Source organism: Rhodobacteraceae bacterium M382 (genome assembly GCA_025141015.1).
In the GTDB taxonomy this organism is placed as follows: Bacteria; Pseudomonadota; Alphaproteobacteria; order Rhodobacterales; family Rhodobacteraceae; genus Aliisedimentitalea; species Aliisedimentitalea scapharcae.
This window is the reverse complement of the sequence record CP081101.1, coordinates 56837-80938: the sequence shown is the minus strand read 5'-3', so window position 1 is coordinate 80938 and position 24102 is coordinate 56837. Positions and strand designations below refer to the sequence as shown.

The 24102-nt window shown below is 56.2% G+C and carries 23 protein-coding genes and 1 pseudogene; 16 read left to right on the top strand and 8 right to left on the bottom strand.

All coding sequences use genetic code 11. The annotated features are described in order from the left end of the window. Positions 1 to 311: 311 nt before the first annotated feature. The 5 genes from K3727_22820 to K3727_22800 all read left to right on the top strand — a co-directional run bounded on the left by K3727_22820 (position 312) and on the right by K3727_22800 (position 5334). Positions 312 to 2168, top strand: coding sequence for a Na/Pi symporter (locus K3727_22820; protein UWQ93889.1), 1857 nt, complete (start codon positions 312 to 314; stop codon positions 2166 to 2168). Positions 2169 to 2212: 44 nt separating this feature from the next. Next, positions 2213 to 2467, top strand: coding sequence for a hypothetical protein (locus K3727_22815; GenBank protein ID UWQ93888.1), 255 nt, complete (start codon positions 2213 to 2215; stop codon positions 2465 to 2467). Positions 2468 to 2588: 121 nt separating this feature from the next. After that, a complete protein-coding gene (locus K3727_22810; protein UWQ93887.1) occupies positions 2589 to 3275 on the top strand; it encodes a TetR/AcrR family transcriptional regulator in 687 nt (228 codons plus the stop codon). After that, positions 3272 to 4576, top strand: a complete 1305-nt coding sequence (locus K3727_22805) for a phenylacetate--CoA ligase family protein (protein ID UWQ93886.1) — start codon at positions 3272 to 3274, stop codon at positions 4574 to 4576. Before K3727_22810 ends, K3727_22805 begins: the two co-directional genes overlap by 4 nt. Then, the gene (locus K3727_22800) at positions 4573 to 5334 is read left to right on the top strand and encodes an enoyl-CoA hydratase/isomerase family protein (GenBank protein UWQ93885.1); all 762 of its coding nucleotides are present in this window, start codon (positions 4573 to 4575) and stop codon (positions 5332 to 5334) included. Before K3727_22805 ends, K3727_22800 begins: the two co-directional genes overlap by 4 nt. A gap of 18 nt (positions 5335 to 5352) precedes the next feature. On the opposite strand, the gene K3727_22795 is transcribed toward K3727_22800, so the two are convergent. The 7 genes from K3727_22795 to pcaQ form a co-directional block, all read right to left on the bottom strand. Beyond that, positions 5353 to 6282: a 3-hydroxyacyl-CoA dehydrogenase gene (locus K3727_22795; protein ID UWQ93884.1), complete on the bottom strand. Its 930-nt coding sequence runs from the start codon at positions 6280 to 6282 to the stop codon at positions 5353 to 5355. After that, positions 6282 to 7031, bottom strand: a complete 750-nt coding sequence (locus K3727_22790; GenBank protein ID UWQ93883.1) for an SDR family oxidoreductase — start codon at positions 7029 to 7031, stop codon at positions 6282 to 6284. Before K3727_22790 ends, K3727_22795 begins: the two co-directional genes overlap by 1 nt. A 12-nt stretch (positions 7032 to 7043) precedes the next feature. Further along, positions 7044 to 7838 (bottom strand): SDR family oxidoreductase, encoded by a 795-nt coding sequence (locus tag K3727_22785; GenBank protein UWQ93882.1) that lies wholly within the window; start codon positions 7836 to 7838, stop codon positions 7044 to 7046. Next, positions 7828 to 9411 (bottom strand): choline-sulfatase, encoded by a 1584-nt coding sequence (gene betC / locus K3727_22780; GenBank protein ID UWQ93881.1) that lies wholly within the window; start codon positions 9409 to 9411, stop codon positions 7828 to 7830. Before betC ends, K3727_22785 begins: the two co-directional genes overlap by 11 nt. A 102-nt stretch (positions 9412 to 9513) precedes the next feature. Further along, a complete protein-coding gene (locus K3727_22775) occupies positions 9514 to 10653 on the bottom strand; it encodes a ring-hydroxylating oxygenase subunit alpha (GenBank protein UWQ93880.1) in 1140 nt (379 codons plus the stop codon). A gap of 129 nt (positions 10654 to 10782) precedes the next feature. Next, positions 10783 to 11808, bottom strand: a complete 1026-nt coding sequence (locus K3727_22770; GenBank protein ID UWQ93879.1) for a GlxA family transcriptional regulator — start codon at positions 11806 to 11808, stop codon at positions 10783 to 10785. Between the two features lie 45 nt (positions 11809 to 11853). Next, entirely contained in the window at positions 11854 to 12774 is a 921-nt protein-coding gene (gene pcaQ, locus K3727_22765) for a pca operon transcription factor PcaQ (protein ID UWQ93878.1), read from the bottom strand. A 99-nt stretch (positions 12775 to 12873) separates the two neighbouring features. On the opposite strand from pcaQ, the gene pobA reads away from it, so the two are divergent. The 10 genes and pseudogenes from pobA (at position 12874) to K3727_22715 (ending at position 21313) form a co-directional block, all read left to right on the top strand. Beyond that, positions 12874 to 14043 (top strand): 4-hydroxybenzoate 3-monooxygenase, encoded by a 1170-nt coding sequence (gene pobA, locus K3727_22760; GenBank protein ID UWQ93877.1) that lies wholly within the window; start codon positions 12874 to 12876, stop codon positions 14041 to 14043. A 26-nt stretch (positions 14044 to 14069) separates the two neighbouring features. Next, complete coding sequence (gene pcaC, locus K3727_22755) at positions 14070 to 14447, top strand: 4-carboxymuconolactone decarboxylase (GenBank protein UWQ93876.1); 378 nt, start codon at positions 14070 to 14072, stop codon at positions 14445 to 14447. Positions 14448 to 14488: 41 nt separating this feature from the next. Then, positions 14489 to 15217 (top strand): protocatechuate 3,4-dioxygenase subunit beta, encoded by a 729-nt coding sequence (gene pcaH, locus K3727_22750; GenBank protein UWQ93875.1) that lies wholly within the window; start codon positions 14489 to 14491, stop codon positions 15215 to 15217. A 63-nt stretch (positions 15218 to 15280) separates the two neighbouring features. Beyond that, entirely contained in the window at positions 15281 to 15901 is a 621-nt protein-coding gene (pcaG, locus tag K3727_22745) for a protocatechuate 3,4-dioxygenase subunit alpha (GenBank protein ID UWQ93874.1), read from the top strand. A gap of 54 nt (positions 15902 to 15955) precedes the next feature. After that, complete coding sequence (locus K3727_22740; protein UWQ93873.1) at positions 15956 to 16789, top strand: 3-keto-5-aminohexanoate cleavage protein; 834 nt, start codon at positions 15956 to 15958, stop codon at positions 16787 to 16789. A 149-nt stretch (positions 16790 to 16938) separates the two neighbouring features. Then, positions 16939 to 17112 (top strand): annotated as a pseudogene (locus K3727_22735) (TRAP transporter large permease subunit). A gap of 10 nt (positions 17113 to 17122) precedes the next feature. Next, positions 17123 to 17920, top strand: coding sequence for an IclR family transcriptional regulator (locus tag K3727_22730; protein UWQ93872.1), 798 nt, complete (start codon positions 17123 to 17125; stop codon positions 17918 to 17920). Between the two features lie 578 nt (positions 17921 to 18498). Beyond that, positions 18499 to 19899 (top strand): Glu/Leu/Phe/Val dehydrogenase, encoded by a 1401-nt coding sequence (locus K3727_22725; GenBank protein UWQ93871.1) that lies wholly within the window; start codon positions 18499 to 18501, stop codon positions 19897 to 19899. Between the two features lie 13 nt (positions 19900 to 19912). Continuing rightward, positions 19913 to 20827 (top strand): LysR family transcriptional regulator, encoded by a 915-nt coding sequence (locus tag K3727_22720; GenBank protein ID UWQ93870.1) that lies wholly within the window; start codon positions 19913 to 19915, stop codon positions 20825 to 20827. A gap of 213 nt (positions 20828 to 21040) precedes the next feature. Further along, on the top strand, positions 21041 to 21313 hold the full coding sequence (locus K3727_22715) for a hypothetical protein (GenBank protein UWQ93869.1): 273 nt from the start codon (positions 21041 to 21043) through the stop codon (positions 21311 to 21313). Positions 21314 to 21369: 56 nt separating this feature from the next. On the opposite strand, the gene K3727_22710 is transcribed toward K3727_22715, so the two are convergent. After that, positions 21370 to 22032 carry a L,D-transpeptidase gene (locus tag K3727_22710; protein ID UWQ93868.1) on the bottom strand — a complete coding sequence of 221 codons (663 nt, stop codon included), beginning with the start codon at positions 22030 to 22032 and terminating at the stop codon, positions 21370 to 21372. Between the two features lie 503 nt (positions 22033 to 22535). Here K3727_22710 and K3727_22705 point away from each other — a divergent pair. Further along, positions 22536 to 24029, top strand: a complete 1494-nt coding sequence (locus K3727_22705) for a BCCT family transporter (protein ID UWQ93867.1) — start codon at positions 22536 to 22538, stop codon at positions 24027 to 24029. The last annotated feature ends 73 nt before the right edge of the window (positions 24030 to 24102 follow it).

Sequence of the window (24102 nt, the reverse complement as noted above, 5' to 3'; positions counted from 1 at the left end):
CATAGCCCAACTCATTGACAGGAAATATTTTTATCGCGATGTTACCCAGTGTGACACCTGCAGTACAGCACAAAAAACGCGCCATTCACCTGGCTTCTGTACATCCGCAAGCCTTTGACTGACAGTGAATTCAAAACCGGCAGATCGTTGATACAAATCAGAGCCAGTTCCCGGCGCTCTCCAGTATTCTGGATCAACATGCAGTCGTGGCGATAGCGGACCATTCGGCTTTGGCGGTTTACTATCGCTTTGGCTAGGCTCATCCCTGCGCTGGACGCCAGCGATCAACATAGAAACAGAGGCCATATAGGATGCTCAAAAAGCTATTATTTCCGGTCATTCTGTCGCTTTTGATTCTTGGGCTTTATGTCAGCCCGGATTTTCAGGAAATATCAGCCGGAGTGGCGATCTTTCTGTTTGGCATGTTGATGCTCGAAGACGGCTTTAAACTATTCAGCGGTGGATTTCTGGAAATTGCGTTGGAAAAGGCGACCGGATCGATCCCCAGATCATTGGGGTTCGGGATCATCACCACCACCATCATGCAATCCAGTTCGCTGGTGTCGGTCATCACCATTTCCTTTTTGTCGGCCGGGTTGATTTCCCTCCTGGCCGGTGTCGGGATCATCTTTGGTGCAAATATCGGCACGACAACGGGCGCGTGGTTGGTGGCGGGGTTTGGGCTCAAGGTCAAGATTTCGGCCTATGCACTGCCAATGCTGGCGATAGCGATCGTCATGGTGTTCCAAAAGAACAAATACTGGCGTGGTGCTGGCTTTGTGTTGGCCGGGCTGGGGTTTCTGTTCCTGGGAATCCACCACATGAAGGAAGGGTTCGAGGCCTTCAAGGATCAGTTTGATCTGACCCGCTTTGCCATGACGGGTTTCACAGGGCTGGTGGTCTATACGATGATCGGGGCGACTGCGACCGTGGTCATGCAGTCCAGTCATGCCACCATGGTGCTGATTATTACTGCATTGGCCGCCGGTCAGATTTCCTATGAAAACGCGCTGGCCTTGGCGATCGGAGCCAATATCGGCACCACGATTACCGCCATTATCGGATCCTTCACCGCAAATTTTCAGGGCAAACGCCTGGCTCTGGCGCATCTGATTTTTAATCTGGTCACGGCGGGCGTCGCCCTGGGCTTTATTGGACCAATCCGAGACGCAGTGGACATCATCAGCTTGAATGTCGGCATTGCAGACACCGATTTCGCGCTGAAGCTCGCCGTCTTTCACACGATCTTCAATGTTCTTGGGGTTGCGTTGATGTTGCCGCTGATGCGCCGAATGATTGCCATGCTGGAACGGGTGGTCGTTGAGCCGACCGAAGACCTGAGCGAAGCCAGATACCTGTCCGCAGTCGTCGACGAATTCCCCCAGACCGTCAAGGTGGCCATGCGCAAGGAGGTCATGCACTTGTATGACAACGCGGTCGAACTGATCACGCATGGGCTCAATCTGCACCGCCATGACATTTTTGACAGCTCGGACATCGCAGCCACGGTCAGAGCCTGTAGAACTCCGGTCGAATTCGACATTGATCAGCGATACGAAGCAAGGATCAAAACGCTTTATGCCGCCATTGTCGAATTCGCAACGCGCGTCGGGCCCAAGGATCTGCCCGAGGAGGTCATGGAAGACATTTATACCATGCGCGACGCGGCCGGACGCATTGTGCGTGCCGTGAAATCGGTCAAACATCTGCGCCGCAACGCGACCCACTATACCGAACAGACACAGGGGGTGATCACCGATCTATACGATCAGCTCAGGACCGAACTGGCGCGCATATTGGTTGAAATCAGAAAACTGGATCAGGCAGACCCCGAAGACAGATCAACACTATGGCTGGACCAGGAACGTATCCAGGTGGAAAAGGATGCCAAGGGCACCAACGCCACCGTCGAAACACTGATCCGGGACAATGCCATAGACGCCTTTATGGCAACTTCATTTTTGAATGATTCCGGGTATGCCTATGGTGCCATGCGCGATCTGCTGGGTGCCGCCCAGGCCATGTACAATGAACCTTCTGATGCGTTGGCCGAAGTCGAACGCATTCTGTCACTGGAGGACGACGAGGTTTCCGCCTACGCCGACACGGGATTTCCGGCGCATTCGGAACCGAACCACAAGGAACCAGCTTCTGCATCACAAAACTGACACACCAAGCTGCTATAATTGAGCGTCAGAGGAGCGCATCCGTCATGGGACTTGAAGACACAATTCAGAAGCTCGACAAATATCTGGAGCGCCTGAAGAAGGGGAAATCGAAAAAGATCAAACCTGCGCATCTGGAAAAGATCAAACGCAAGCTGACAACCAAACAGGACATGCTGAAAACCGAATTGGCGGAAACCACCAAACCGTCCAAGCGAGAAAGGTTGGAGGGCAAGTTGCAGATCGTTCAGGAACAATTGGGCCGGGCGCACTGGCTGAGCCAGCAACTGTCAGAACCCTGATATTTCTGTGGTATTGCAGGGATTTTGACAAAACATTCGCCCTCAGTTTCCCCTGTGCACAAATTCCTTGCCAAAATTTCAAAAAATATGATTATGACGTCATATTTATGATGAGCCGCCCATGCCCCACGAATCCACATCGTCCCCGACCAGTACCACAGCTGCCTTGGGGTTCTGCTTTGCAGACGACCTTTCCCGATCGGCCATGACCCTCAGAAAGGGAGAACGCACCCGATCCGCCATTCAGGTCGCGGTCTGCAAACAACTCGAGACAGTGTCGCTGGCCGATCTGACAATTGCCGATATCTGTGACGCAGCCCAAATCTCACATGGGACGTTCTATATCTATTTTCCGAACCGCAATGCGTTGGTCGCGGATGTACTGTTCCGTTTTTCTGCCTTTGTGCAGGCCCGGATGCGCAACGCCTCGCGCGAGGATCCTGATGATCGACCCGCACGGGCGGCAACATATGCCTATTTTCAGCTGTTTGAAGCCAACCTGGGATTGATGCGCTGTCTGATGCGGCATTTGGACAACTTTCCCGAGGCACAGGCCGAATTTTGGAACCTGAACCGCGAGTGGTTGGAAACCGTCGCAACTTCGACCGCGAACAAACTGCGCAAGACAGGCCAGGACATCAAACACGACGAACTGATGCGACGCGCCTATGCATTGGGAGGAATGACAGATCAGTATCTGGCCGGGCTGCTATTGGACAAGGACCCGAACATGCAGCCGTTTTCCCGGGATCGGCAGGCATTGATCGACACTCTGACCTTGCTATGGGAACGGGGATTACAATCATGACACTGCTACGGAACGCACATACCCTGCCAGCAAGCACCCTGTCCGACAACGCCCGGAACAGTTGGAGGCAACAATGTTCCCATGTCGCAAAAAGCTCGGAATTTTATCGTCGCCTCTGGGACGGGAAACAACCACCCTGCGACCTGAATGATCTGCCCGATCTGCCCCTGTCAGACAAATCGCAACTGCGGGTATCGCAGGCGGATCACCCGCCCTTTGGTAACTACCTGGCTGCGCCCCAAGCCCGAGCCGTGCGGCTGCATCGCACCTCTGGCACCACGGGTCAGGCCATGAACCTGGCCCTGTCCGAACCTGATTGCGAAATCACCGAAACAGTCGGCGGACGGGCCCAACGCCTGGCCGGACTGACCCCGGACGACACTGTCGCTCATTGTTTGAATTACCAGATGTGGATGGGAGGGCTGACCGATCACATGACCCTGCAAAAGACCGGCGCATTGGTCATCCCGTTTGGCGTCGGCAGCACCGAATTGCTGATCCGCACCATTCAAGAAGTTGGAGTGACGGCATTGTCCTGCACCCCGTCTTATCCCGCCGTATTGGAACGGGTGATCGCCGACAGGTTTCCGGACCTGTCACCCAGGGATCTGGGACTAAGGTTGGGTCTGTTCGGGGGTGAGGCGGGTTTGGATGATCCGGCCTGGCGGGCGCGAATGACACAGACCTGGGGGCTAGAGCCTCGCAACGCCAACTATGGTGTCTCTGACGTGTTTTCCAATTTTGCCGCCCAATGCGAATACGACACACGCCTGCATTTCGTGGCTGCTGATGTTCTGTATCCGGAACTGATTGACCCAGAAACAACACAGCCCCGGCCCATAGCGCCCGGGGTTACGGGCGAATTGGTTCTGACCCATCTTGAACGTGAATGTCAGCCCCTGGTCCGGTTTCGAACCGGTGACATCATCGCTGTTGATGCCACCGATCCCTGCCAATGTGGGTGTACCGGATTCCGGTTCCGGGTTGTCGGGCGGTCCGACGACATGATTGTTGTGCGGGGGTTGAACATGTTTCCCACCATGGTGGCCGCGGTCATCAACGGATTTTCCGACCTCAATGGCGATTACCGGATTATTCTGGACCAACCACCACCCTTTGACGTGCTGCCGGTTCACGTGGAATTGGCGGACAACGTCACCCCGTCTGTGGCGCTGGCCCAGGCCATCGAAAACAGATTCAAACAGGTGCTGGGCGTCACTGCCCGATTGACCCTGTTGTCCCCAGGCACCTTTGGCGTCACCGAAGGCAAGACCAGCAGAGTCATCAGGAGTTTTTCATGAGCGATCCCATCTTTGAAACCGTCCTTAGCACATTGGCGGAAACCGGTGTCAGAACGATCACCCTGAACCGCCCCGCCAGCCTCAATGCGATGAACCGGTGCCTGATCGATGACGTGGCCCGTGCTTTTGATCACGCCAATGGCGACCCCGCGACGCGTGCCATCATCTTTACCGGCGCGGGCAAAGCATTCTGCGCCGGTGATGATCGACGCGAACATGTGCATCCGGCGTCCGAACAGGAAGCCCGCGACCTGGTACAGGCGATCCAACGCGCGACCCACGCCATTACCTTTGGTGCCAAACCCGTTGTCGGTGCCATCAACGGTTGGGCCGTGGGGGGCGGGTTTGAATGGGCCATCAACTGTGACTTTCCGATCTGGGGTAAAAGCGCCAAAGGATTCTTTCCCGAAGTCTCACTGAATCTCTTTGTCACCGGAGCAGTCACGTCATTGCTGCCCGCGCTGGTCGGAGTGCACAAGGCCCGAGAGATGCTGTACTTTGGTGATAAGTATTCGTCCGAGGATCTATTGGCCGCAGGTGTCGCATGGAAGGTGGTCGAAGATGACGCGCTGATGCAAACCGCCCATCAAACTGCTGAACGGCTGGCAAATTTGCCCATTCTCTCGGTGCGCGCAATGAAGCGTGTTTTGAATGCCTCGGCCAGTACCGATTTGAACCGCGCATTGGCACTGGAAACAGAAGCCACCATTGCCGGTTTCATGGACCCGACCACAACCGAATTGCTTTCAGCCTTTTAAACTGCGGCACAGGCGGACCTACCGAAGGCCCGCTGTGGCCTTTTGCATCGCTGTAATCAATGCATCCCGTTTGGCCGAAAGCTCGGATGGCGTATGCCCTTGTGCCGCCTCCCCAACCCCCTGAATCAGAGCCTGGGCCACAGTGTCGTCCAGGTGCACCTGCCCCAGATCGTCCCACCACCCGTTGAAGGTATCGGTAAAATGGTCGCAAAACGCCTGTAATCCACCTTCGCCTGCGCCCAGATTGAACAGCATCGTTGGCCCCATCGCGGCCCATCGCAATCCCGGCCCGGCCCAGACCGCCTTGTCCACATCTTCGACGCTGGCCACACCCTCCATCACCAGGCTAATCGCTTCGCGCCAGATTGCTGCCTGCAGACGATTTGCAACATGTCCGGGAACTTCCTTGTTTACCCGGATCGTCACCTTGCCGATGCTTTCATAAAACCGCTCAGCAGCCTCGACCGTTCCGGGGGCAGTTCTGTCATTTCCCATCACCTCGACCAGAGGAATCAGATGGGGCGGGTTGAACGGATGCCCCAAAACCAATCGTGCAGGGTCGCGCCACCCCCCCTGCATCTGGCTCAGCGTCAATCCAGAAGCCGAACTGGCCACAACCGTCTCTGGGGTCAGGACCGGTTCGATCTCGGCAAACAGGGCATGTTTGATCTCGACCCGTTCCGGGACACTCTCCTGAATAAAGCTCGCTCCCTCCACCGCTGCGGGGGCCGAAGTGTGAAAGCTGACGGCGTCAGGCGTGCCCTGTTCCGTCAATCCCAATTCAGCCATTGTCGGCCAGGCCATTTCCACATAGTCACGCACCCGTTTTTCGGCACCGGGTGCCGGGTCAAAAACGGCCACCGATCGACCCGAAGCCAGAAACAGCGCGGTCCAGCTGGCCCCGATTACGCCTCCGCCGAGGCTGGCGGTATGTGCAAATTCTGACATTAGAACAATCCTGGATTAAGAGGCGATGCGGCGGTCATGCCACCATCAACGGTCAGACATTCACCCGACACATAGGCCGACTGATCCGAGGCCAGCCAAGCCACCATATTGGCGATATCTTCAGGTCGACCAAATCGGCCCACTGGATGACGCGCCAATGCATCAATCTTGGCCCTTTTGGGATCTTTCGCCAATGCAAAAGCATCATCGGCCATTTCGGTCATGATCCATCCCGGGCGAATGGCATTGCAGCGAACCTTTGGTCCATGGTCCACCGCAATCGAGCGGGTCAAGCCATGCACAAATGCCTTGGACGCATTGTACAATGCCATCGACGGATCCGCGACAACGCCAGAAATAGACCCGATATTGATAATATTTCCACCATGTTCAGCCATATCCGACAGGGCAACCCGACACATGTTGAACACGCCCTTGCAGTTGACGTTCATCACCAGATCCCAATCGTCATCATCGCTGTCAGCCAGGGTCTTTTCGACTTGTACACCCGCATTGTTGACCAGCAACGTCACCCGGCCAAAGGTTGCATTGGCGGTTTCGATCACAAGCGCAGCATCACCTGTCAAAGACACATCCGCCTGCACCCAAATCACTGCCTCTTGCAGTTCGGCGGGCCGTGGTCCGCGCCCACAGGTGACAACGCTGTATCCATCCGCTACCAAACGGTCGACAATGGCCCGCCCGATCCCCCGGCTGCCGCCAGTTACGATGGCTGTCTGTTTTCCCATGTTCCGTTCCCCTCAGAGTTTCATCTGCTGGACCTGGGCCGATAGCCCCCCGTCCAGAACCCAAAGCTGCCCACTGGCATAACGCGCTTCGTCCGACGCCAGCCAATTCACCAGATTGGCGATATCTTCGGGTGTGCCATAGGTGCGCATCGGGTGGACGTCGCGGACCGCCTTTTGCAAGGTTTCAATATTGCCCCCCTCCCCACCGGATCCGTCACCGGCAAAGAAACTCTGAAGCATCGGTGTGTCGATATACCCAGGGCAAATCGCATTGACCCGGATACCTTCGGGGCCGTGATCGCAGGCCATTGCACGGGTCAGCGCATGAACCGCGCCCTTGGTCGCGCAATACGCCGCAAGACCCGGATCCGCGATGAACCCATCATAGCTGCCGAAATTGATCAGGCTGGCACTGTTGCCAGATTTGGCTGCCTCACGCATCAGCGGCAATGCATATTTCGAGGTCAGGAACGTACCCGTGCAATTTACTGCAAAGGATTGGTTCCACTCTTCCAACGACGTGTCTTCGATGGTCTTTTCGATTTCGATCCCTGCGGCATTGACCAGGATGTCCAGCTTTCCGCATTCTTTCCGAACTCGCTCCATTGTGGCCTGGACAACAGCTTCGTCTGCGACATTCATTTGTACAAAGCGGCTGCCGTCATCATCATGTTCCGCCAAAGACCCTTGCGGGCTGAGATCTGCCGCATAAACCGTGGCCCCTTCGCGCAGGAAACGGGCCACAATGGCCCGACCAATACCGCCGCGTCCGCCTGTAACCAGTGCGATTTTTCCTTCAAGTTTCATGTTTTTGGCCTTCATTTTGATGCACTGTCGTTGTGTCGTTTGAGCGCGTATTCAAAGGGGGGAACCGATAGCGGTTTGCCGCCACAGTCCAATCCATGTGATTTCGGACATATTGCTGGCTGGCGTCGCTGGGCGGGTTATAGTCCCAGGCCTCGCCAGCCCCGGCTTCCATCGCCGCGTGCAACGCGCGGCGGGACTTCTGAGTGGCCATGATATCACGCCGTAATGCATCACCGTTCCAGCGATCCTTGACCTCGGCTGAAAACACTTCCGCCTGGGTGGCATACGCAGCGTCGGCCACCACATTGACCTTTTCCAGAGGGTCATTTGCAAGATCATACAGCTGTGGCGGGTCAATATCGCAATGGATATATTTTAGCGTCCCACGCCGGATCATGAACACCGGGGCGGGAGTCATTTCGGCACAATACTCACCTATGGCTTCGTCACACGGATCCACCTCACCCCGTGCCAGCGGCATCAGGCTGCGCCCATCCACCGGCTCACCCAAGATCGCATCATTGCCCCCGGCGATTTCGATGACTGTTGGCAGAATATCGACAAGCGAACACGCATTGAGCGCCGCCCCCTGCTCCACATTCGGTCCAGCCATGATCAGGGGAATTCGCGCCGAATGTTCAAAGAAGTTCATCTTGTACCACAATCCGCGCTCGCCCAACATGTCACCGTGATCAGCAGTGACCATGACAATGGTATTGTCCAGCTCTCCGATATCTTCGAGCGTTCTGACAATTTCGCCAACTTTGCTGTCGAAGTAACTGACATTGGCCAGGTAGGCCCGGCGTGCACGGCGCACTTCTTCGTCTGTTAACGCAACCGTGCTGGCCTCGATCCCGTCCATCACACGACGCGAAAACGGATCCTGCGCTTTGGCAGACAGTACGAATTCAGGCAATTCGATGTCGTCGTCCGAATAGAGATCCCAGAACTCGGGTTTGGCCACATAGGGGTCATGCGGGTGAATAAAACTGGCCACCAAGGCAAACGGGGCGCTCTGTCCCTGTGCTCGATCCCGCCCCCTATCAATCAGCCACCGCCGCGCGGTAAAGCCGACTTCGTCATCATAATCGGTTTGAAACGTAGCGACCGCCACGCCACTTTCCTTGACGGTTTGCATGTTGTGGTACCATTTGTCGATGCGTTCGTCGGGGGCCTCCCAATCTGGCGTCCAGGCAAAATCAGCCGGGTAAATATCGGTGGTTACCCGATCCTGAAAGCCGTGTTTCTGGTCTGGGCCGACAAAATGCATTTTGCCCGACAGGCACGTGTGATAGCCCAACGCTCCAAGATAGTGAGCAAAAGTGGGCACCGATGCGGGGAACTCGCTTGCGTTGTCATAGGCGGCAATGCGGCTGATCAACTGTCCTGACATGAGAGCAAAACGGGACGGCGCACACAGCGGACTGTTGCAATAGGCCGCGTCAAAGCGCATTCCACCCGCAGCCAATGCATCAATATGCGGGGTTTTGGCGACCTTGTGCCCATAGGCACCGCAATAGTGCGGTGCCAGTTGGTCTGCCATTATGATAACGATATTGGCCGGCTGTGCCATTTTTTTCTCCCTGTTGAACCAATGTGATGAGGTCACCACCCTGCGGCGGTGGCTCGTACAACATCGGCTTTGTCCGCGGCGAACCAGACGGACAGGGGGACATCATCCAGCGGCCCGTTTATAGGCATCTAGAACCAGACCGTGGAAATGATGCACCGCATGTTCCGACATACCGGACCCGCCAGGATCGTTGACAATGCGGCCTCTGTCGAACGCAGGTGTGTTCATGCCCTTTTGCACGCTTTCAACGATGTTGATGTCTTCGACCTGCAAAACCTCATCCAGATACCGGATCGAATCCAGCTCGGCCTCGTTCGGAGTTTTGTCCTCAAGAAAGAAATCATATGTCTCCAGCGTCCGGTCGGGGCCTGCCGGAATGATATTCAGGATAATCATCGAAGACCGCCCCGGATATCGCATGATGCACGTATTCGGCCAAAGCCACCAAACGGCGTGTGTTTTCACTGTGGCATTGGAAACGTCATAGGCGCTGTTGGGTGTATTGCCCGCATCTGCCATGTGACTGGAATAAATCCCATGGGTTGTCACCTTGTAGGTGTCCATATCGACCAGGTCACAGAAATCCTTGTGCGCTGTGGGGCAGTGATAACATTCCAGAAAGTTATCGACGACATTCTTCCAGTTGGATTTGATGTCATAGGTCAATCGATGCGCAAATGTCAGGCCATCAATGTCTGGTGCCCAATGGCGAATTTCAGTTTCAAGATCACCTGACATGTCCGAAAGGGACCGAGCATTCTGATCGAGGTTCACATAAACAAACCCACAGAATTCCTCGACCTTGACCTCATCCAGGCAGATCTCACCGGCGTCGAACCCCTCCAGGTTTTCGGTATGGGGCGCACGCACCAATTGGCCGTCCAGTTTGTAAACCCAGGCATGATACGGGCACATGATCCGGGTTGTTTCCCCTTCGCCAGACAAGAGTTCGTGGGCCCGGTGTTTGCAGACGTTGTAAAACGCTCTCAATGCCCCATCACGTCCACGAACCACGGCAATCGGCTGGCCGGCAATTTCGATGGTGGTGTAGCTACCAGGGACGCGAACCTTTTCGAAGTGGCACACCCATTGCCATGTTTTGGCGATGATTTCACGCAGGTCCACCTGATACCAGGCCGGATCGGTATAGGCCTGTGCACGCAGAGAAAATGATCGAGACGCATTTTCATCATAGCCGCGGGAAATCTCTGCGAATTGCTGGGTGCTGGGCAGCTCCGTCATAACAAGCCTCCTCCGAAATTGGTTGATGAGCAGGCCGGGCGATCCGGCTTATGTATCAGAATTGGGCTTTTCCTGTTCAGTTTCTGTGCGCAGTTCGCCACGTTTTATACAAAATCGGCCAGCTTTCGGCTAATCTGTCTTTCGATGCATCGGCCAGGCCCGAAATTCAAATGGAACCCGCCCTTCGACTCGATCAGAGCGCGGGGCCAGCCCAAACCGCTGACGATAGGCTCGGCTGAAATGTACCTGGCTGGAAAACCCCGACGCGACCGCCACTTCGGCAAGCGGAATTTCGGTTTGGGTCACCAGCCCACGTGCGCGATCAAGCCGGATGTCCCTGTAATACAGCATTGGCGTTTTTTTGACGTAGGTGGTGAATTGCCGATTCAGCTGGCGCTGTGAAATCCCGACGGCGGCACAGATTTCCGGAATGCTAAGCGGGGCTTCCAGGTTCTGTTCCATGACTGCAATGGCACGTTTCACAACGCCAGGTGCCAGCTGTCCTATCGGTTCGGCCAACCCCGGATTCTGTAACGCTCCGACCGGGCGGACAGTCTGGTGAAACAGGTAACGTGCTGCCGCATTGGCCAGCTCGTCGCCATGGGTGCCCCGTATGATGTGCAGGGCAAAATCCACCACAGCCCCCCCGCCGCAGCAGGTGATCCTGTTGCCGTCGAACACAAACAGTTCTTCGCTGGTTCCCACATCGGGAAACAGTTCAATCATCGCATCGATATGTTCGTAATGCACCGTCGCACGACGGTGTTTCAGCAATCCCGCCTCGGCCAGGATAAAGGCTCCGGTGTCAATCGCCCCGATGGTGCTGCCCTGGCGAGCCCATCGCCAAAGCGCCGCATTCAACGGAGCCGATTTATGCGTCTCTGGTGCCCAGCTGCTTGACACGATGACAATATCGTAACGCGTCTCCTGTACCATGGACAGCGCCACGGTATCCATGCTCATACCGTTGCTGGCCAGACATGCGCCCCCGGTTGGCGAGACGAGCTGCCATTGAAAATGGGACCGTCCGTCCAAATAATTGGCGGCTCGGAACGGGTCCAGGAATCCAACGGTTGCAGCCATGTTAAAGCTGGGCGTCACGAGAACCAGAATCTTGACGGTTTTGTCAGTTCGATTGTCAGTCGCGTTTTGCATCTGGCTATTTTGGCAAACTGGACGGCGAATGAAAGCTATATCGCATTACTGTGTCAGCCCCAGCCGCTGCAACACCGAATTGACCGCCAGCCCGAACACCCGCGCCTGTGGGGCCGGTGTTTCATCCGGGCGTTGCATCAACCCGACGGGACCTCGTGTGATCCCTGTATCAAAGGGCAGCGCCACCAGATGTCCGTCTGAAATCTCGTTGGCAACGACCCCCGCTGAAATAATCCAGATCGCATCCGACCGGCGGGTAAAGACGCGCCCGAACGCACCCGATACGGTTTCCAACCGATTGTCGATGCCCCCAACCCCATGTGCGATCAAAAATCGGTCCACCAGCGGACGAATGGCCGATCCTTCGGACGGATAGATCACCTGCCAGTCGCCAATGCGTTGAATGTCGGGGGCCTGCAACAATGGGTGTCCTGCCCGCACCACGAATTCGACACGCTCTTCGTATAGCTGTGTAAAGGAAACGCCCTGCATGGTGTCAGGTCGCCCCAATCGCCCGATGACCAGATCCAGATCCCCGACCCGCAACCGCTCCATTAGATACCCATGCGGCCCATCCATGATCCGCAGGCTGGATCCCGGTGCCAGATCAGCAAATTCGGCGGCGACATCCGGCATCAACCGGGCCGCAACAGAGGGCAAGGCCCCCACAGACAACCGTGTCTTGCCTTGCGCACCCACCTGTTCAACACCGCTCAACCCCTGCTGCAAGGCCGCCAATGACATTTCGGCAAAATGCAGGAACACTTCACCCTGTCGGGTCAGCGTCACCCCTGATCGGCTGCGGGTCAGCAGGGTGGACCCCATGATCTCCTCCAGTTCTTTGAGGGTCTTGGAAATTGCGGGCTGTGTCAGGAACAGTTTTTCCGCAGCCAGCTTAAAGCTATGCTCACGGCAAATTTCGATAAAACACTGTATATGTCGAAATTTGATCCGGCGATCTATCATTTACTTTCCATTTTTAGAAACTAAAATCTACACAACCTCATTTTACTTTGTGTTTTCCAACATTCAATATGATCTCATATGTTTCCAAAGGGGGTCACCATGCGTACTCAAGTTGTCATTATTGGTGGGGGGCCATCGGGCCTGTTGCTGAGCCAACTGCTGCACCGCAAGGGCATCGATACCGTTGTTCTGGAACGCAAGACCCGTGACTATGTTCTGGGTCGAATTCGTGCCGGCGTGTTGGAAACCGGGTTTGTCAATCTGATGCGAGAGGCAGGGGTCGCTGAACGGATGGATGCCGAAAGCATTGTCCATGACGGCACCGTAATCGCCTATGGCGAAGACCAATTTCGCATTGATTTCCAGCAGAGCACCGGAGAAAGCGTGGTGGTCTACGGGCAGACCGAATTGACCCGCGACCTGTATGATGCACGCGAAGCCGCCGATGGGAAAATCGTCTTTAACGTGGAAAACGTCACCATCCATGACGCCGAGTCAGAGACACCCCATGTGACCTACCAGTGCGATGGTCAGGAACATCGTTTGGATTGTGATTTTGTCGCCGGCTGTGACGGCTTTCACGGGGTCAGCCGCCAAACCATCCCGCTGAGCGTGCGCCGCGAATACGAAAAACTGTACCCTTTTGGTTGGCTGGGTCTTCTGTCGGACACCCCGCCCGTGCACCCCGAGCTGATCTATTCGAATTCGGAACGTGGTTTTGCGCTATGTTCGCAACGCAGCTGGACCCGCAGCCGCTATTACATCCAGTGTTCGCTGTCAGACAGCCCCGATGATTGGACTGATCAGATGTTTTGGGACGAATTGCGCCGCCGTCTGCCCCAAAAGGCGGCCGGTGAGCTGGTCACCGGCCCGTCAATCGAAAAATCCATCGCTCCCTTGCGCAGCTTTGTCACTGAACCGATGCGTTGGGGCCGTCTGTTTCTGTGTGGCGACGCCGCCCATATCGTTCCACCCACCGGCGCCAAGGGGCTGAACACCGCGGCATCTGACATTCATTATCTTTATCACGGGCTGCTGCAATTCTATCAGGAAAAGGACAGCGAAGGGATCGACCGCTATTCGGAAAAGGCTTTGGCCCGGATCTGGAAAGCCGAACGCTTCTCCTGGACCACCACCATGCTGCTGCACCGGTTTCCTGAAATGAACCAATTCGATTTGCGGATGCAACAGGCCGATATCGACTTTCTCCGTGAAAACAAGGACGCACAAAAGGTGTTTGCCACCAATTATGTTGGCCTGCCGTTTTGAACCCGCGTTATGTGAAGGAGCCATTGATGACTGATCGTTTTGAAACAGGAATGAAAGTCCGCAGGCACATCCTGGGCGAGGCCCATGTGAACCGAGCCGAAGCTGGCAAGTCGGATTTCGACGAACCGTTCCAAACCATGATTACCGAAACCGCCTGGGGTAATGTCTGGGCCAGCGACGGGATCAGCGATCGGGATCGTTCGATGTTGACCCTGGCGCTGTTGGCCGCCTTGGGGAATTTTGACGAAATCCCAATGCATATCCGCGCTACCGCACGCACCGGAGCCAGCAAGCAGGATGTTTTGGAGGCCTTTCAGCATGTTGCCATTTACGCGGGTGTCCCGCGCGCCAACCATGCATTGAAACTGGCCAAGCAAGCTTATGCAGAGATGGAACAGGACTGACTGAGCGTGCAAGCCGCCAGACCAAGGAGGAGATCCCACAGATGCAAAAACCCGGAGAGTTCTACCAGCGGGACCGTGAATGGCACGCCCCTGCCCTGACCCGTGATTACAAAACCAGCGTCGCCCGGTCACCGCAATATGCCCTGATATCGCTTCAGAATTCAGCCAGCGAAATCACCGGGCCGGTCTTTGGTCACACTGACATCGACCCGATCGACAATGACCTGACCAGCAATTACGCCCAACCGGACCAAAGCCCGATTGGCGAACGCATCCTCGTTCACGGTCGGGTTCTGGACGAAAACGCCCGCCCCGTCCCCAATACGTTGGTCGAAATTTGGCAGGCCAACGCTGGTGGACGCTATCGGCACAAGAAGGACACTTATCTGGCACCGATTGATCCCAACTTTGGCGGCTGCGGACGAACCATGACGGATGAGGACGGGTATTACTATTTCCGAACCGTCAAACCCGGTGCCTATCCTTGGCGAAACTGGGTCAACAATTGGCGTCCGGCGCATATTCACCTGTCAATTTTTGGAACCGGGTTTGCCCAGAGGCTGATCACCCAACTCTATTTTGAAGGTGATCCCCTGATCCACAAATGCCCGATCGTCAACACGATCCCGGATCCGGATGCCATTGAACAATTGATTGCACGTCTGGACCTGAACGCCACCATCCCGTTGGACACGATTGCTTATAAATTCGACATCATATTGCGCGGCCGCCGCTCGACCCTGTTTGAAAACCGCCTCGAAGGAAACTGAGGCACAATCAGGAAAAGTGGGGACCGGTTTTCCGGTTCGCAAAGGCGTCAATAGGAGAACACAATGCCACAATCGCTCAATTATCTCAAAGAAACCCCGTCGCAGACCGCGGGCCCCTACGTCCACATCGGGCTCGCGCCCGGGGCGGCCGGGTTCGACATATACAAACAGGAATTGGGCTGGGACATTGCTGGCCCCAACGCCACAGGTGAACGTATTCGCGTCGAAGGTCTGGTGATTGATGGCACCGGTTCTCCGATCAAGGACGTGTTGCTGGAAGCATGGCAAGCCAACGCAGACGGTATCTATGCTCACCCCGAACATCCGGGAGACGTCGAAGATGGGTTTCGCGGTTGGGGTCGGGTCATCACCGACTTTGACACGGGTGAATGGGGCTTTGACACAGTCAAACCAGGCTGTGTTCCGGGTCGGTCAGGCACCGTGATGGCACCTCATATCAACCTGTGGATTGTTGCACGCGGTATTAATGTCGGGCTTAACACACGGCTTTATTTTGAGGACGAAGCCGAAGCCAACGCTGCGGATCCTGTGATCAATCTAATCGAGTGGGAACGGCGGCGTGCGACGTTGATCGCAAAACGGAGTGAACGCAACGATCAGGTGGTGTATCGTTTCGACATTCAGTTGCAAGGTCAGGACGAGACCGTCTTCTTTGATATTTGAATTCCATTGATCGCTCGGTGTTCCCGAACGATCACACCGCACAAGGGCTGAACCATGACCAAACCCTGTATCATCTGCGTCGCGATCACCGGGTCCGTGCCAACCAAGGCTGACAACCCGGCGGTTCCGACCACTGTTGCCGAACAGATCGAAAGCACCCATGCAGCCTTTGAGGCGGGGGCAAGTATAGCCCATTGCCATGTGCGCAATGATGACGAAACACCGTCTTCGGACCCGGAGCGCTTTGCCCGGCTCAAGGAAGGCATCGAAAAACACTGCCCCGGCATGATAATTCAATTGTCCACCGGTGGGCGATCTGGTGCTGGCAAAACCCGCGGCGGAATGTTGCCGCTAGCCCCGGACATGGCTTCGCTTTCGGTGGGGTCCAACAACTTTCCCACGCGTGTCTATGAGAACCCACCGGATCTGGTTGACTGGCTGGCCGGGGAAATGCGCAACTATCAGGTAACGCCAGAGATCGAAGCCTTTGATCTCTCTCACATTCTCCAGGCGATCCGCCTGCATGGTGAACACCGGTTGTTCGGAAATCTCTATGTGCAATTTGTCATGGGTGTGAAAAATGCCATGCCTGCAGACAAACAGGTGTTCGATTTTTATGTCAAAACAATGCAGGACCGCGCACCAGATGCCGAATGGTGTGCCGCAGGGATTGGACCAAATCAGCTTCTTGTGAACGAATGGGCCATTGCCGCAGGGGGGCATACCCGCACGGGGCTGGAGGACAATATCCGGCTTGACCGGAACACTCTGGCCCCCTCCAATGCGGCGCTTGTGGCACGGGCAGCCGCCTTGTGCGAAAAACATGACCGTCCCGTGGCAACCTGGCAACAGGCGCGCACCATTCTTGGGCTGCGACAGCCCGGATGATACATGTTCCGCAGGCGGGACCTGGCCTGATGATCCCTGGGACTGTGCAAGAGGTAGTGTCGACCGCGCATCCACCCCGCTAACTCGACACAATCCGATGTTCTCAAGGCGAGGTCGGCACGGCGACTTTCGCATTCCACCATTTGTGTGGCTTCATCACGCCGCCCTATGGTCTCAACCTCTATGTCGCATCGGGTGTGACGGGCGTTCCCTACTTCCGTCTGCTGCGCTATACAGTGCCCTACCTTGCAGCCTTGATCGGCGTTTGGGTGCTGGTATCGCTGGTGCCGGAGCTCGCGTTGATCCTGTTGCCCAACAGATGAACGTGATGCGATGCCCGACCCGACCCTGGACAATGCGACCCCTGAAAAAGAGGCGCAGATTCCCACCAATCTGCGTCTTCTGCTGCTCCTCGAAGAGGTCGCCCGCCTGGGCACCGCCGTCAAACCCGGTCAGCTGATCGGCACCATGGGATTGCCCAAGCCGACCATCCACCGGCTGCTGCAAACCGCCGAGGCCGAAGGGTTCCTGCAACGCGACCTGGACGGGCGGTCCTATGGGCCGGGGCCACGGCTGCGGGCGCTCGCGGTACATACGATGTCCTCCGAACATCTGCGCACCGCACGGCTCGCCATTCTCAAGGCCGTCGCCGAGGAAATCGGCGAAACCTGCAATCTGGCCACGCCCGACCGCGAAGGCATGACCTATCTGGACCGGGTCGAAACCAAATGGCCCCTGCGCATCCAGTTGCCCATCGGCACCCAGGTGCCGTTCCATTGTACCGCCAGCGGCAAGATGTACCTGTCCACCCTGCGCCCGGCCACGCTGCGCGGCGTGCTGTCGGCCCGACCACTGGAACGTCAGACCGGTCGCACCATCACCGACCCCGACGCGCTGATCGACGAACTCGCACGGACCCGCGCCCAAGGTTATTCCACCGACGATGAAGAATTCATGAACGGCATGGCGGCAATCGCGGTGCCGATCCTGGACGGTCAGAACCGATTGCTGGCCACCCTGTCGGCCCACGCCCCCGTCCAGCGCCGCACCCTGGACGACATCAAGGCCTTCCTCAGCCCGCTCAAAACCGCAGCCCACAAAATGGCCAAATTGCACACCGACCCGACGTGAAACATGCATTCGGAGCGCGTAAGCGCGACCCGGTTCAGAGTACATTGGGTTTCGTTGAATATTACTATTCGAATTCCAGCGGTGGTATCCAACATCAGACCAACCCTTGCACGACCTTCCCGCTGCCTGGTCCTGGTTCCGATTTCCTGCACAAGGCCCCAGCTACATCCGCTGCTGATCTTGCAGACCATTTCCCGCCGCAACACCTGAACACATCGCCCCGCTGATTGACCCCTGGGATTGGCAAGGGTCAGATCAAAACCCTACCCAGAGCCGACCGCCCAGAGATCAAATCATGGATCAATATTGCGAAGCCCACGCCCCGCAGTCTGATCGTTGGCTGATTGCCGGGTGTCCGTTTTTACAAAATGGTGACGTTGATACAGATGTAGCCATATCCGACCTCTGTGGTCCCCAGCCAATACGGCTGCAACCCGACGGAGATTGCCAGTTCTGATATGTGTGCCATGCGCTGTGCATGGCCCATGCAATAACTGCATTGGACTTCCGGCTCGGTTTGCCGTTTCCGTCGCGACATGGCCTCGCGATAGGAGGCAGGGGAAACATCGGACAAGACCATGAGCCAACAAGACTTTCTGACCAGCGTTCAGCACTTCATCGAAACCGCGACCGAACATCTCGAATTGCCAGAAGGTCTGGCAGAACGGATCGCGCAATGTAATTCGACGTATTCGGTACGTTTCGGCGTCAAGCTGCGCGGGCGTATTCACAGTTTTCAGGGCTGGCGGTCGGTCCACAGTGAGCATATCGAACCGGTCAAGGGCGGGATCCGTTATGCACCTGACTCCGATCAGGACGAGGTCGAAGCATTGGCCTCGCTTATGAGCCTGAAATGTGCGCTGGTGAACGTCCCCTTTGGCGGATCCAAAGGCGCGCTGGCAATTGATCCCAACGCATGGACCGAAGATGAGCTGGAAAAAATCACCCGCCGCTTTACCCAGGAGCTGGCCCGGCGCGATCTGATCCATCCGGGCCGCAATGTCCCTGCCCCTGATATGGGAACAGGCGAACGGGAAATGGCGTGGATGGCAGATGAATACCGTCGCATCGGATCGTCTGACGCCATGAACCAGAACGCCTGTGTTACGGGCAAACCTGTGGCCCGAGGTGGGATCGCCGGCCGGGTCGAAGCTACGGGACGGGGGCTGCAATTTGCCCTGCGCGCCTATCTGGCCCACCCCGACACCGCCCCACTTTCAGGCCAGAAAACCGCCGAGGGGCTGACGGTTGTTGTGCAGGGTTTTGGGAACGTGGGATATCACGCGGCCAAATTCCTGGAACAGGATGGCTGTCGGATCGTCGGGATTGTCGAACATGACAAGGCGATCTTTGATCCCGAAGGTCTGGATGTCGAAGCGGTTGCCGCCTATCGCGCTGAAACCGGTTCGGTGTCGGATTTCCCCGGTGCGCAAACCGTGCCCAGCGAGGCCGGGTTGACCCATATGGCCGCCGATATCCTGATCCCAGCCGCCAAGGAGAACGCCATCACCCTGGAGAATTGCGAGGATGTGAATTATGCGCTGATCGTCGAAGCTGCGAATGGCCCGATCACGGCAGACGCCGAAGAGTGCCTGAACCGGCGCGGCATCGTTGTTTTGCCGGATCTTTACGTCAACGCCGGCGGGGTTGTGGTCAGCTACTTTGAATGGGTCAAGAACATTACCCATTTGCCCTTTGGATTGATGGATCGTCGCCAGAACATTCGCGCAGGCACGGCCGTTGTATCGGCGCTGGAAGAGATCGCGGGCCGCCCGCTACAAGAGCCGCAACGCACCCAGATATCGCGCGATGCCCGGGAAATTGATGTGGTGCGTTCGGGTCTGGAAGAGATCATGGTTCAAGCGTTCGACGATATCATGGAACGCAAGACAACCTTGCCGGATGTCACTTTACGAACAGCGGCTTACGTGGTTACCATCGCCCGCATCGCAGATTACTATCGGGCGATCGGTTTGTAAGGACACGATATCAATGGACGTTCGGTGGCTTGAGGATTTTCTGGCTCTTGTGGAACTCAGAAATTTCACCCGGGCCGCCGAATTCCGGCACGTGTCTCAGGCAGCTTTTTCGCGCCGAATCCAATCGTTGGAACAATGGTTGGGGACGCCTCTGGTCGTCAAAGGTGCGGTTCCGGTGCGCCTGACCGATGCGGGCGAACAATTTGTCGACAGTGCCCGCATTGCGGTTGATCGATTGTTCGAAGCGCGGGCGTCGATCCGAACCAGCCAGTTCGAAGTCATGTCCCAAGTGCGTATCGCGATGCCCAACGTCCTTGCGCGATCTGAATTCAAGGCACTGCTCAATGTGATCGAACGCAAGCACAACAGTTCGTTTTCGGTAATCGTCGGCACCACATTGGATGTGGTTGCGCGCTATCTGGCAGGGGATGCGGATATCCTGTTCGCGCACGATTGCCCTGCCATTCCTATGCACGACACGTTGGATCAACACGAACGTCTCGTTCTGCGCAAGGACCGGTTCCAACCCTATGCGACCGTTGATCCGGTCAAGCGTAACAAGCTGGACTTTCCGGGCACACCCCGAAACCCATTTCCAATGATTTCTTATTCACACAGGGCCTATTTCGCCCGGTTGTTCGAACATGTCGTTGCGCGCAACAAGACCCCGCTTCCGCACAAGGTCGTCGTGCAATGCGAAATGTCAGATGTTCTGAAAGAAGTGATTTCGGCCGGATACGGAATTGGGTGGCTCCCCCAGAGCGCAGTGGGCGATGCTGATCCACATTTGATGTCGCCGATCGGCCCCCCTGAATGGGGGTTGGATCTGGACATCTGTGCATTTCGACCATCCCGCCCTTTGGGAGCGAGCATCGAAGGCATCTGGCGGGCGTTGGAGGCCGGCGAGGAAAAACAAGCATCCCTTTGATCCAGACTTCGACCCATCACGCAGTTTCTCACGGGCGGTTCTGGCTCATGTTGGCACACAGTTCAAAGCTCTAGATAGTGCGTTCGCCTGACCAGCCATCGGACGGCCCGGCGACTGACTTTGTCGTGGCGCGCTGACATTGCGTCTTGCGGGCAACCCACGCTGATGCAACCTTTGATGCATCGAATCAAAGTATAAGTCGGAATAGGCCAGATGCAGAAAAAACTTGTGACCCTTGTCGCGGCCCTGTCACTCATGGCCGGATGTTCCGAGCAATTGTCGGGCACAGGCGGCGCAGCACCCAAAATCGGAAACCTTCCGGATTCCGTTGTGGAATTGGCTGCGCCGGGACAGGATCTGGCAACCGCACGTCTTTTGCCACAGGATAACTGTTATTGGTATGAACACAGCGGACCGGTCGAGGTAACCTTGCTACCGTTGCGGGCGACGAATGGCGGACCAATCTGTCTCGCCGCCCAATCCTGATTTCGACCCTGACTTCGGCAGGGCTGAAGACAGGCTGTGAAGAAGCGAATTTTCCGTCATGTACGCGCTGTAACGCTGTCCGCTGCTGAATACAGATGCGCCGTGGCACCAATTTTGATGTTCGGATAAAGATCATTGATGTGCGCCATGATCATCCGGACGCAGCCGGAACTGGCCCGACCACCAATGCTTTGCGGGTGAGGCGTGCCGTGGATCCTCAGATATGTATCCCGATTACCTTCGAAGAGATAGAGCGCCCGTGATCCAAGCGCATTGTTGGGTCCCGGTGCCATGCCGTCCTTGTATTTTGCATATTCCGGGTTGCGTTCGATCATTGATGCAGTCGGTGTCCACGTCGGCCATTCAACCTTGCGCCGGATGACATAGGTTCCCGGCTCGTACAGGTTTCCCCGTGCAATGGCGACGCCATAGCGCATCGCGGTTCCACCTTCTTCGATGTGATACAGATACCGTGCGACTGCATCCACGTGAATGTCACCTGGCACCAAACCGTTTTTGGCAGTCACCCGTTGAGGCAGAAACCGGGTGTGCACGCCCCACGGGTTCGACGTTGCCGCGTCATAACCAGTGGGCGTGATTTGAGCGTCCCAAGCGGCTTTTTGTGAACCGGTGGGTGATGTCCTGGCCAAAACAGGACTGGCAACAGTTGCTGCAAACAAAGCAGCGCTGGACTGGATGAAATGGCGTCTTGTCAGCATAGTCCGGATCCCGATTTGCACTCATGAATGACTGGCGTCACGATTCTCTACCAAAGTCAAATCTTAAAGCCTCTGGCAACCGGTGCTTCAAGGGGTTTCAGGTAACAATTGGTTCATCTGAGCAGCCGCGAGGTTACCAGCCTCCAAAATACGCCAATCCCTCTGTCCGAGCCCCGGCTGCGGTCCTTTGACGGGAAACAAGATTTTGTTGAAGTGAACAGCGCCGATATTTCAGTGGGTCGAATTGTGACGGGTCGCATGGATCCGTCGCAAACGTTTGCGGTCACGCAGCTACCATAGGGTAACATTCTGCCCCTGTGGATTTACCTGCCGTTTTCTGGACCCGGCCAATGTCATTTGCAAAAGCCCCTTAAACACAACGCAGTTTTTGGCTACCAATACCGGATAGAGTTTACTGATCTGCTGAACACACGAATTGATGACCGACTGTTCCGAGACCGCAAGGATTTTGCGCGCAAAACCGTTTCCGGAGATATGCAAATATGAATGACCAATCCCCAAGCCCATTGTTGATCGTGGCATTGTCCGTCAGCGCCGCCATTGCCGTTTGGGGAATTCTGGATCCGATTGGCATGGGCGAATTGGCTGCATCCGCTGTCGCCAAGCAATTCGATAGCCGCGGCTGGTTCATCATGCTGGAAACCAGCGGTTTGCTTGTCCTGGCCTTGTTTCTCGCCCTCTCGCGGTTTGGTCAAATCCGCCTCGGTCCCGACGACGCACGGCCCGAGTTCTCAACCCCGGCGTGGATCGCAATGCTTTTTGCCGCTGGAATGGGCGTTGGCCTGCTGTTTTACGGGGCCGCGGAACCGCTCACCCATTTTGAACAAATACGACAGGGGTTTCGGGATCCCCAAGCAGCCGGTTATGCGTTGTTTGTTACCTATTTGAACTGGGGTTTTCACGCGTGGGCCATCTATGGGATGGTCGGGTTGATTGTTGCCTATTTTGCCTTCCGCCGGGGCCGTACACTTTTGTTGAGCGCCCCATTGATGGAGTCCTTTGGCGAAACGCGCTGGAGCTTGGTTGTGGCCTGGGTATTTGATCTGTTTTCGATCATAGCCATTGCCGTCGGGCTCGCCGGCTCGCTGGCGATGGGGGTGTTTCAGATTCAGACCGGTCTGGCAGGCCTTGTCGGCATCGAAGACAGCAGTCGCCTCACGATCCCGGTGTTCATCGCCATGTGCGTCGCCTTTGTCATTCCCTTGCGTCGGGATTTGGGGGACGGCATGGCCAGATTGTCAAATGCGGCGATGCTGATTGCGATTGGGTTGATGGGCTATCTTCTCATCCTTGGACCCACTTCTTTTCTGATGAACGGTATAGTGGCCGGGTTTGGGCGATATATATTTGGCGCCTTGCCCGCCGGATTTTCGACAGCCGCGTTTTTTGACGGATCTGTTGTCGACTGGTTTCACGGATGGACGCTGAACTATATGATCTGGTGGTTGGCCTGGTCCCCATTTGTCGGCATTTTCATCGCCCGGATTTCCAAAGGACGAACGATCCGCGAATTCCTGCTGGGGGTCATTGTTGCTCCAACCTTGTTCTCAATTCTGTGGTTTGGCGTATTTGGCGGTTTGGGATTTTTTGATGCGCTACAGCAGGACGCGGCGCTGTCGACGGTGAACAGCGAAAATCTCGATGCGACGACCTTTGCTCTGTTGCAGCGCTTTCCTCTGGATGGGCTGACCCGGACAGCAACAGTGATTGCAGCCTTCTTGTTTGTCGTGACCAGCGTCGTCAGCGCGGGCTTCACGCTGGCCATGATCGGTACGGGCGGGAACGAAAACCCCTCGCCCAGAATTCGAACCATATGGGGCGGTATCCTTGGTGCTCTCGGCTTTGCCATGGTTCTTGTCGGGGACATGTCGCTGGTGCGCTCAATCATTGCCCTGTCCGCAATTGCATTCGTGTTCATCGTTCCCATTCTGGTGCTGTGTTTGCTGAGATCCCTGCAAAAGGAGCCGCGAACATGAGTGGCACGTTGATCGACACCCTGCTGAACCTCGTGGTGTTTGCCTATATCGGCCTTCTTATCTGGCTAGCCAG

Excerpts from the sequence above, each read along its gene's own strand:
- K3727_22815 (UWQ93888.1), top strand. The coding sequence starts at position 2,213 with ATGGGACTTGAAGACACAATTCAGAAGCTCGACAAATATCTGGAGCGC.
- betC (UWQ93881.1), bottom strand. The coding sequence starts at position 9,411 with ATGGCACAGCCGGCCAATATCGTTATCATAATGGCAGACCAACTGGCA.
- K3727_22810 (UWQ93887.1), top strand. The coding sequence starts at position 2,589 with ATGCCCCACGAATCCACATCGTCCCCGACCAGTACCACAGCTGCCTTG.
- pobA (UWQ93877.1), top strand. The coding sequence starts at position 12,874 with ATGCGTACTCAAGTTGTCATTATTGGTGGGGGGCCATCGGGCCTGTTG.
- K3727_22770 (UWQ93879.1), bottom strand. The coding sequence starts at position 11,808 with ATGCAAAACGCGACTGACAATCGAACTGACAAAACCGTCAAGATTCTG.
- K3727_22800 (UWQ93885.1), top strand. The coding sequence starts at position 4,573 with ATGAGCGATCCCATCTTTGAAACCGTCCTTAGCACATTGGCGGAAACC.
- pcaC (UWQ93876.1), top strand. The coding sequence starts at position 14,070 with ATGACTGATCGTTTTGAAACAGGAATGAAAGTCCGCAGGCACATCCTG.
- pcaG (UWQ93874.1), top strand. The coding sequence starts at position 15,281 with ATGCCACAATCGCTCAATTATCTCAAAGAAACCCCGTCGCAGACCGCG.
- K3727_22725 (UWQ93871.1), top strand. The coding sequence starts at position 18,499 with ATGAGCCAACAAGACTTTCTGACCAGCGTTCAGCACTTCATCGAAACC.
- pcaH (UWQ93875.1), top strand. The coding sequence starts at position 14,489 with ATGCAAAAACCCGGAGAGTTCTACCAGCGGGACCGTGAATGGCACGCC.
- K3727_22785 (UWQ93882.1), bottom strand. The coding sequence starts at position 7,838 with ATGAAACTTGAAGGAAAAATCGCACTGGTTACAGGCGGACGCGGCGGT.
- K3727_22710 (UWQ93868.1), bottom strand. The coding sequence starts at position 22,032 with ATGCTGACAAGACGCCATTTCATCCAGTCCAGCGCTGCTTTGTTTGCA.
- K3727_22720 (UWQ93870.1), top strand. The coding sequence starts at position 19,913 with ATGGACGTTCGGTGGCTTGAGGATTTTCTGGCTCTTGTGGAACTCAGA.
- K3727_22805 (UWQ93886.1), top strand. The coding sequence starts at position 3,272 with ATGACACTGCTACGGAACGCACATACCCTGCCAGCAAGCACCCTGTCC.
- K3727_22705 (UWQ93867.1), top strand. The coding sequence starts at position 22,536 with ATGAATGACCAATCCCCAAGCCCATTGTTGATCGTGGCATTGTCCGTC.
- K3727_22795 (UWQ93884.1), bottom strand. The coding sequence starts at position 6,282 with ATGTCAGAATTTGCACATACCGCCAGCCTCGGCGGAGGCGTAATCGGG.
- K3727_22715 (UWQ93869.1), top strand. The coding sequence starts at position 21,041 with ATGCAGAAAAAACTTGTGACCCTTGTCGCGGCCCTGTCACTCATGGCC.
- K3727_22730 (UWQ93872.1), top strand. The coding sequence starts at position 17,123 with ATGCCCGACCCGACCCTGGACAATGCGACCCCTGAAAAAGAGGCGCAG.
- K3727_22740 (UWQ93873.1), top strand. The coding sequence starts at position 15,956 with ATGACCAAACCCTGTATCATCTGCGTCGCGATCACCGGGTCCGTGCCA.
- K3727_22820 (UWQ93889.1), top strand. The coding sequence starts at position 312 with ATGCTCAAAAAGCTATTATTTCCGGTCATTCTGTCGCTTTTGATTCTT.
- K3727_22790 (UWQ93883.1), bottom strand. The coding sequence starts at position 7,031 with ATGGGAAAACAGACAGCCATCGTAACTGGCGGCAGCCGGGGGATCGGG.
- pcaQ (UWQ93878.1), bottom strand. The coding sequence starts at position 12,774 with ATGATAGATCGCCGGATCAAATTTCGACATATACAGTGTTTTATCGAA.
- K3727_22775 (UWQ93880.1), bottom strand. The coding sequence starts at position 10,653 with ATGACGGAGCTGCCCAGCACCCAGCAATTCGCAGAGATTTCCCGCGGC.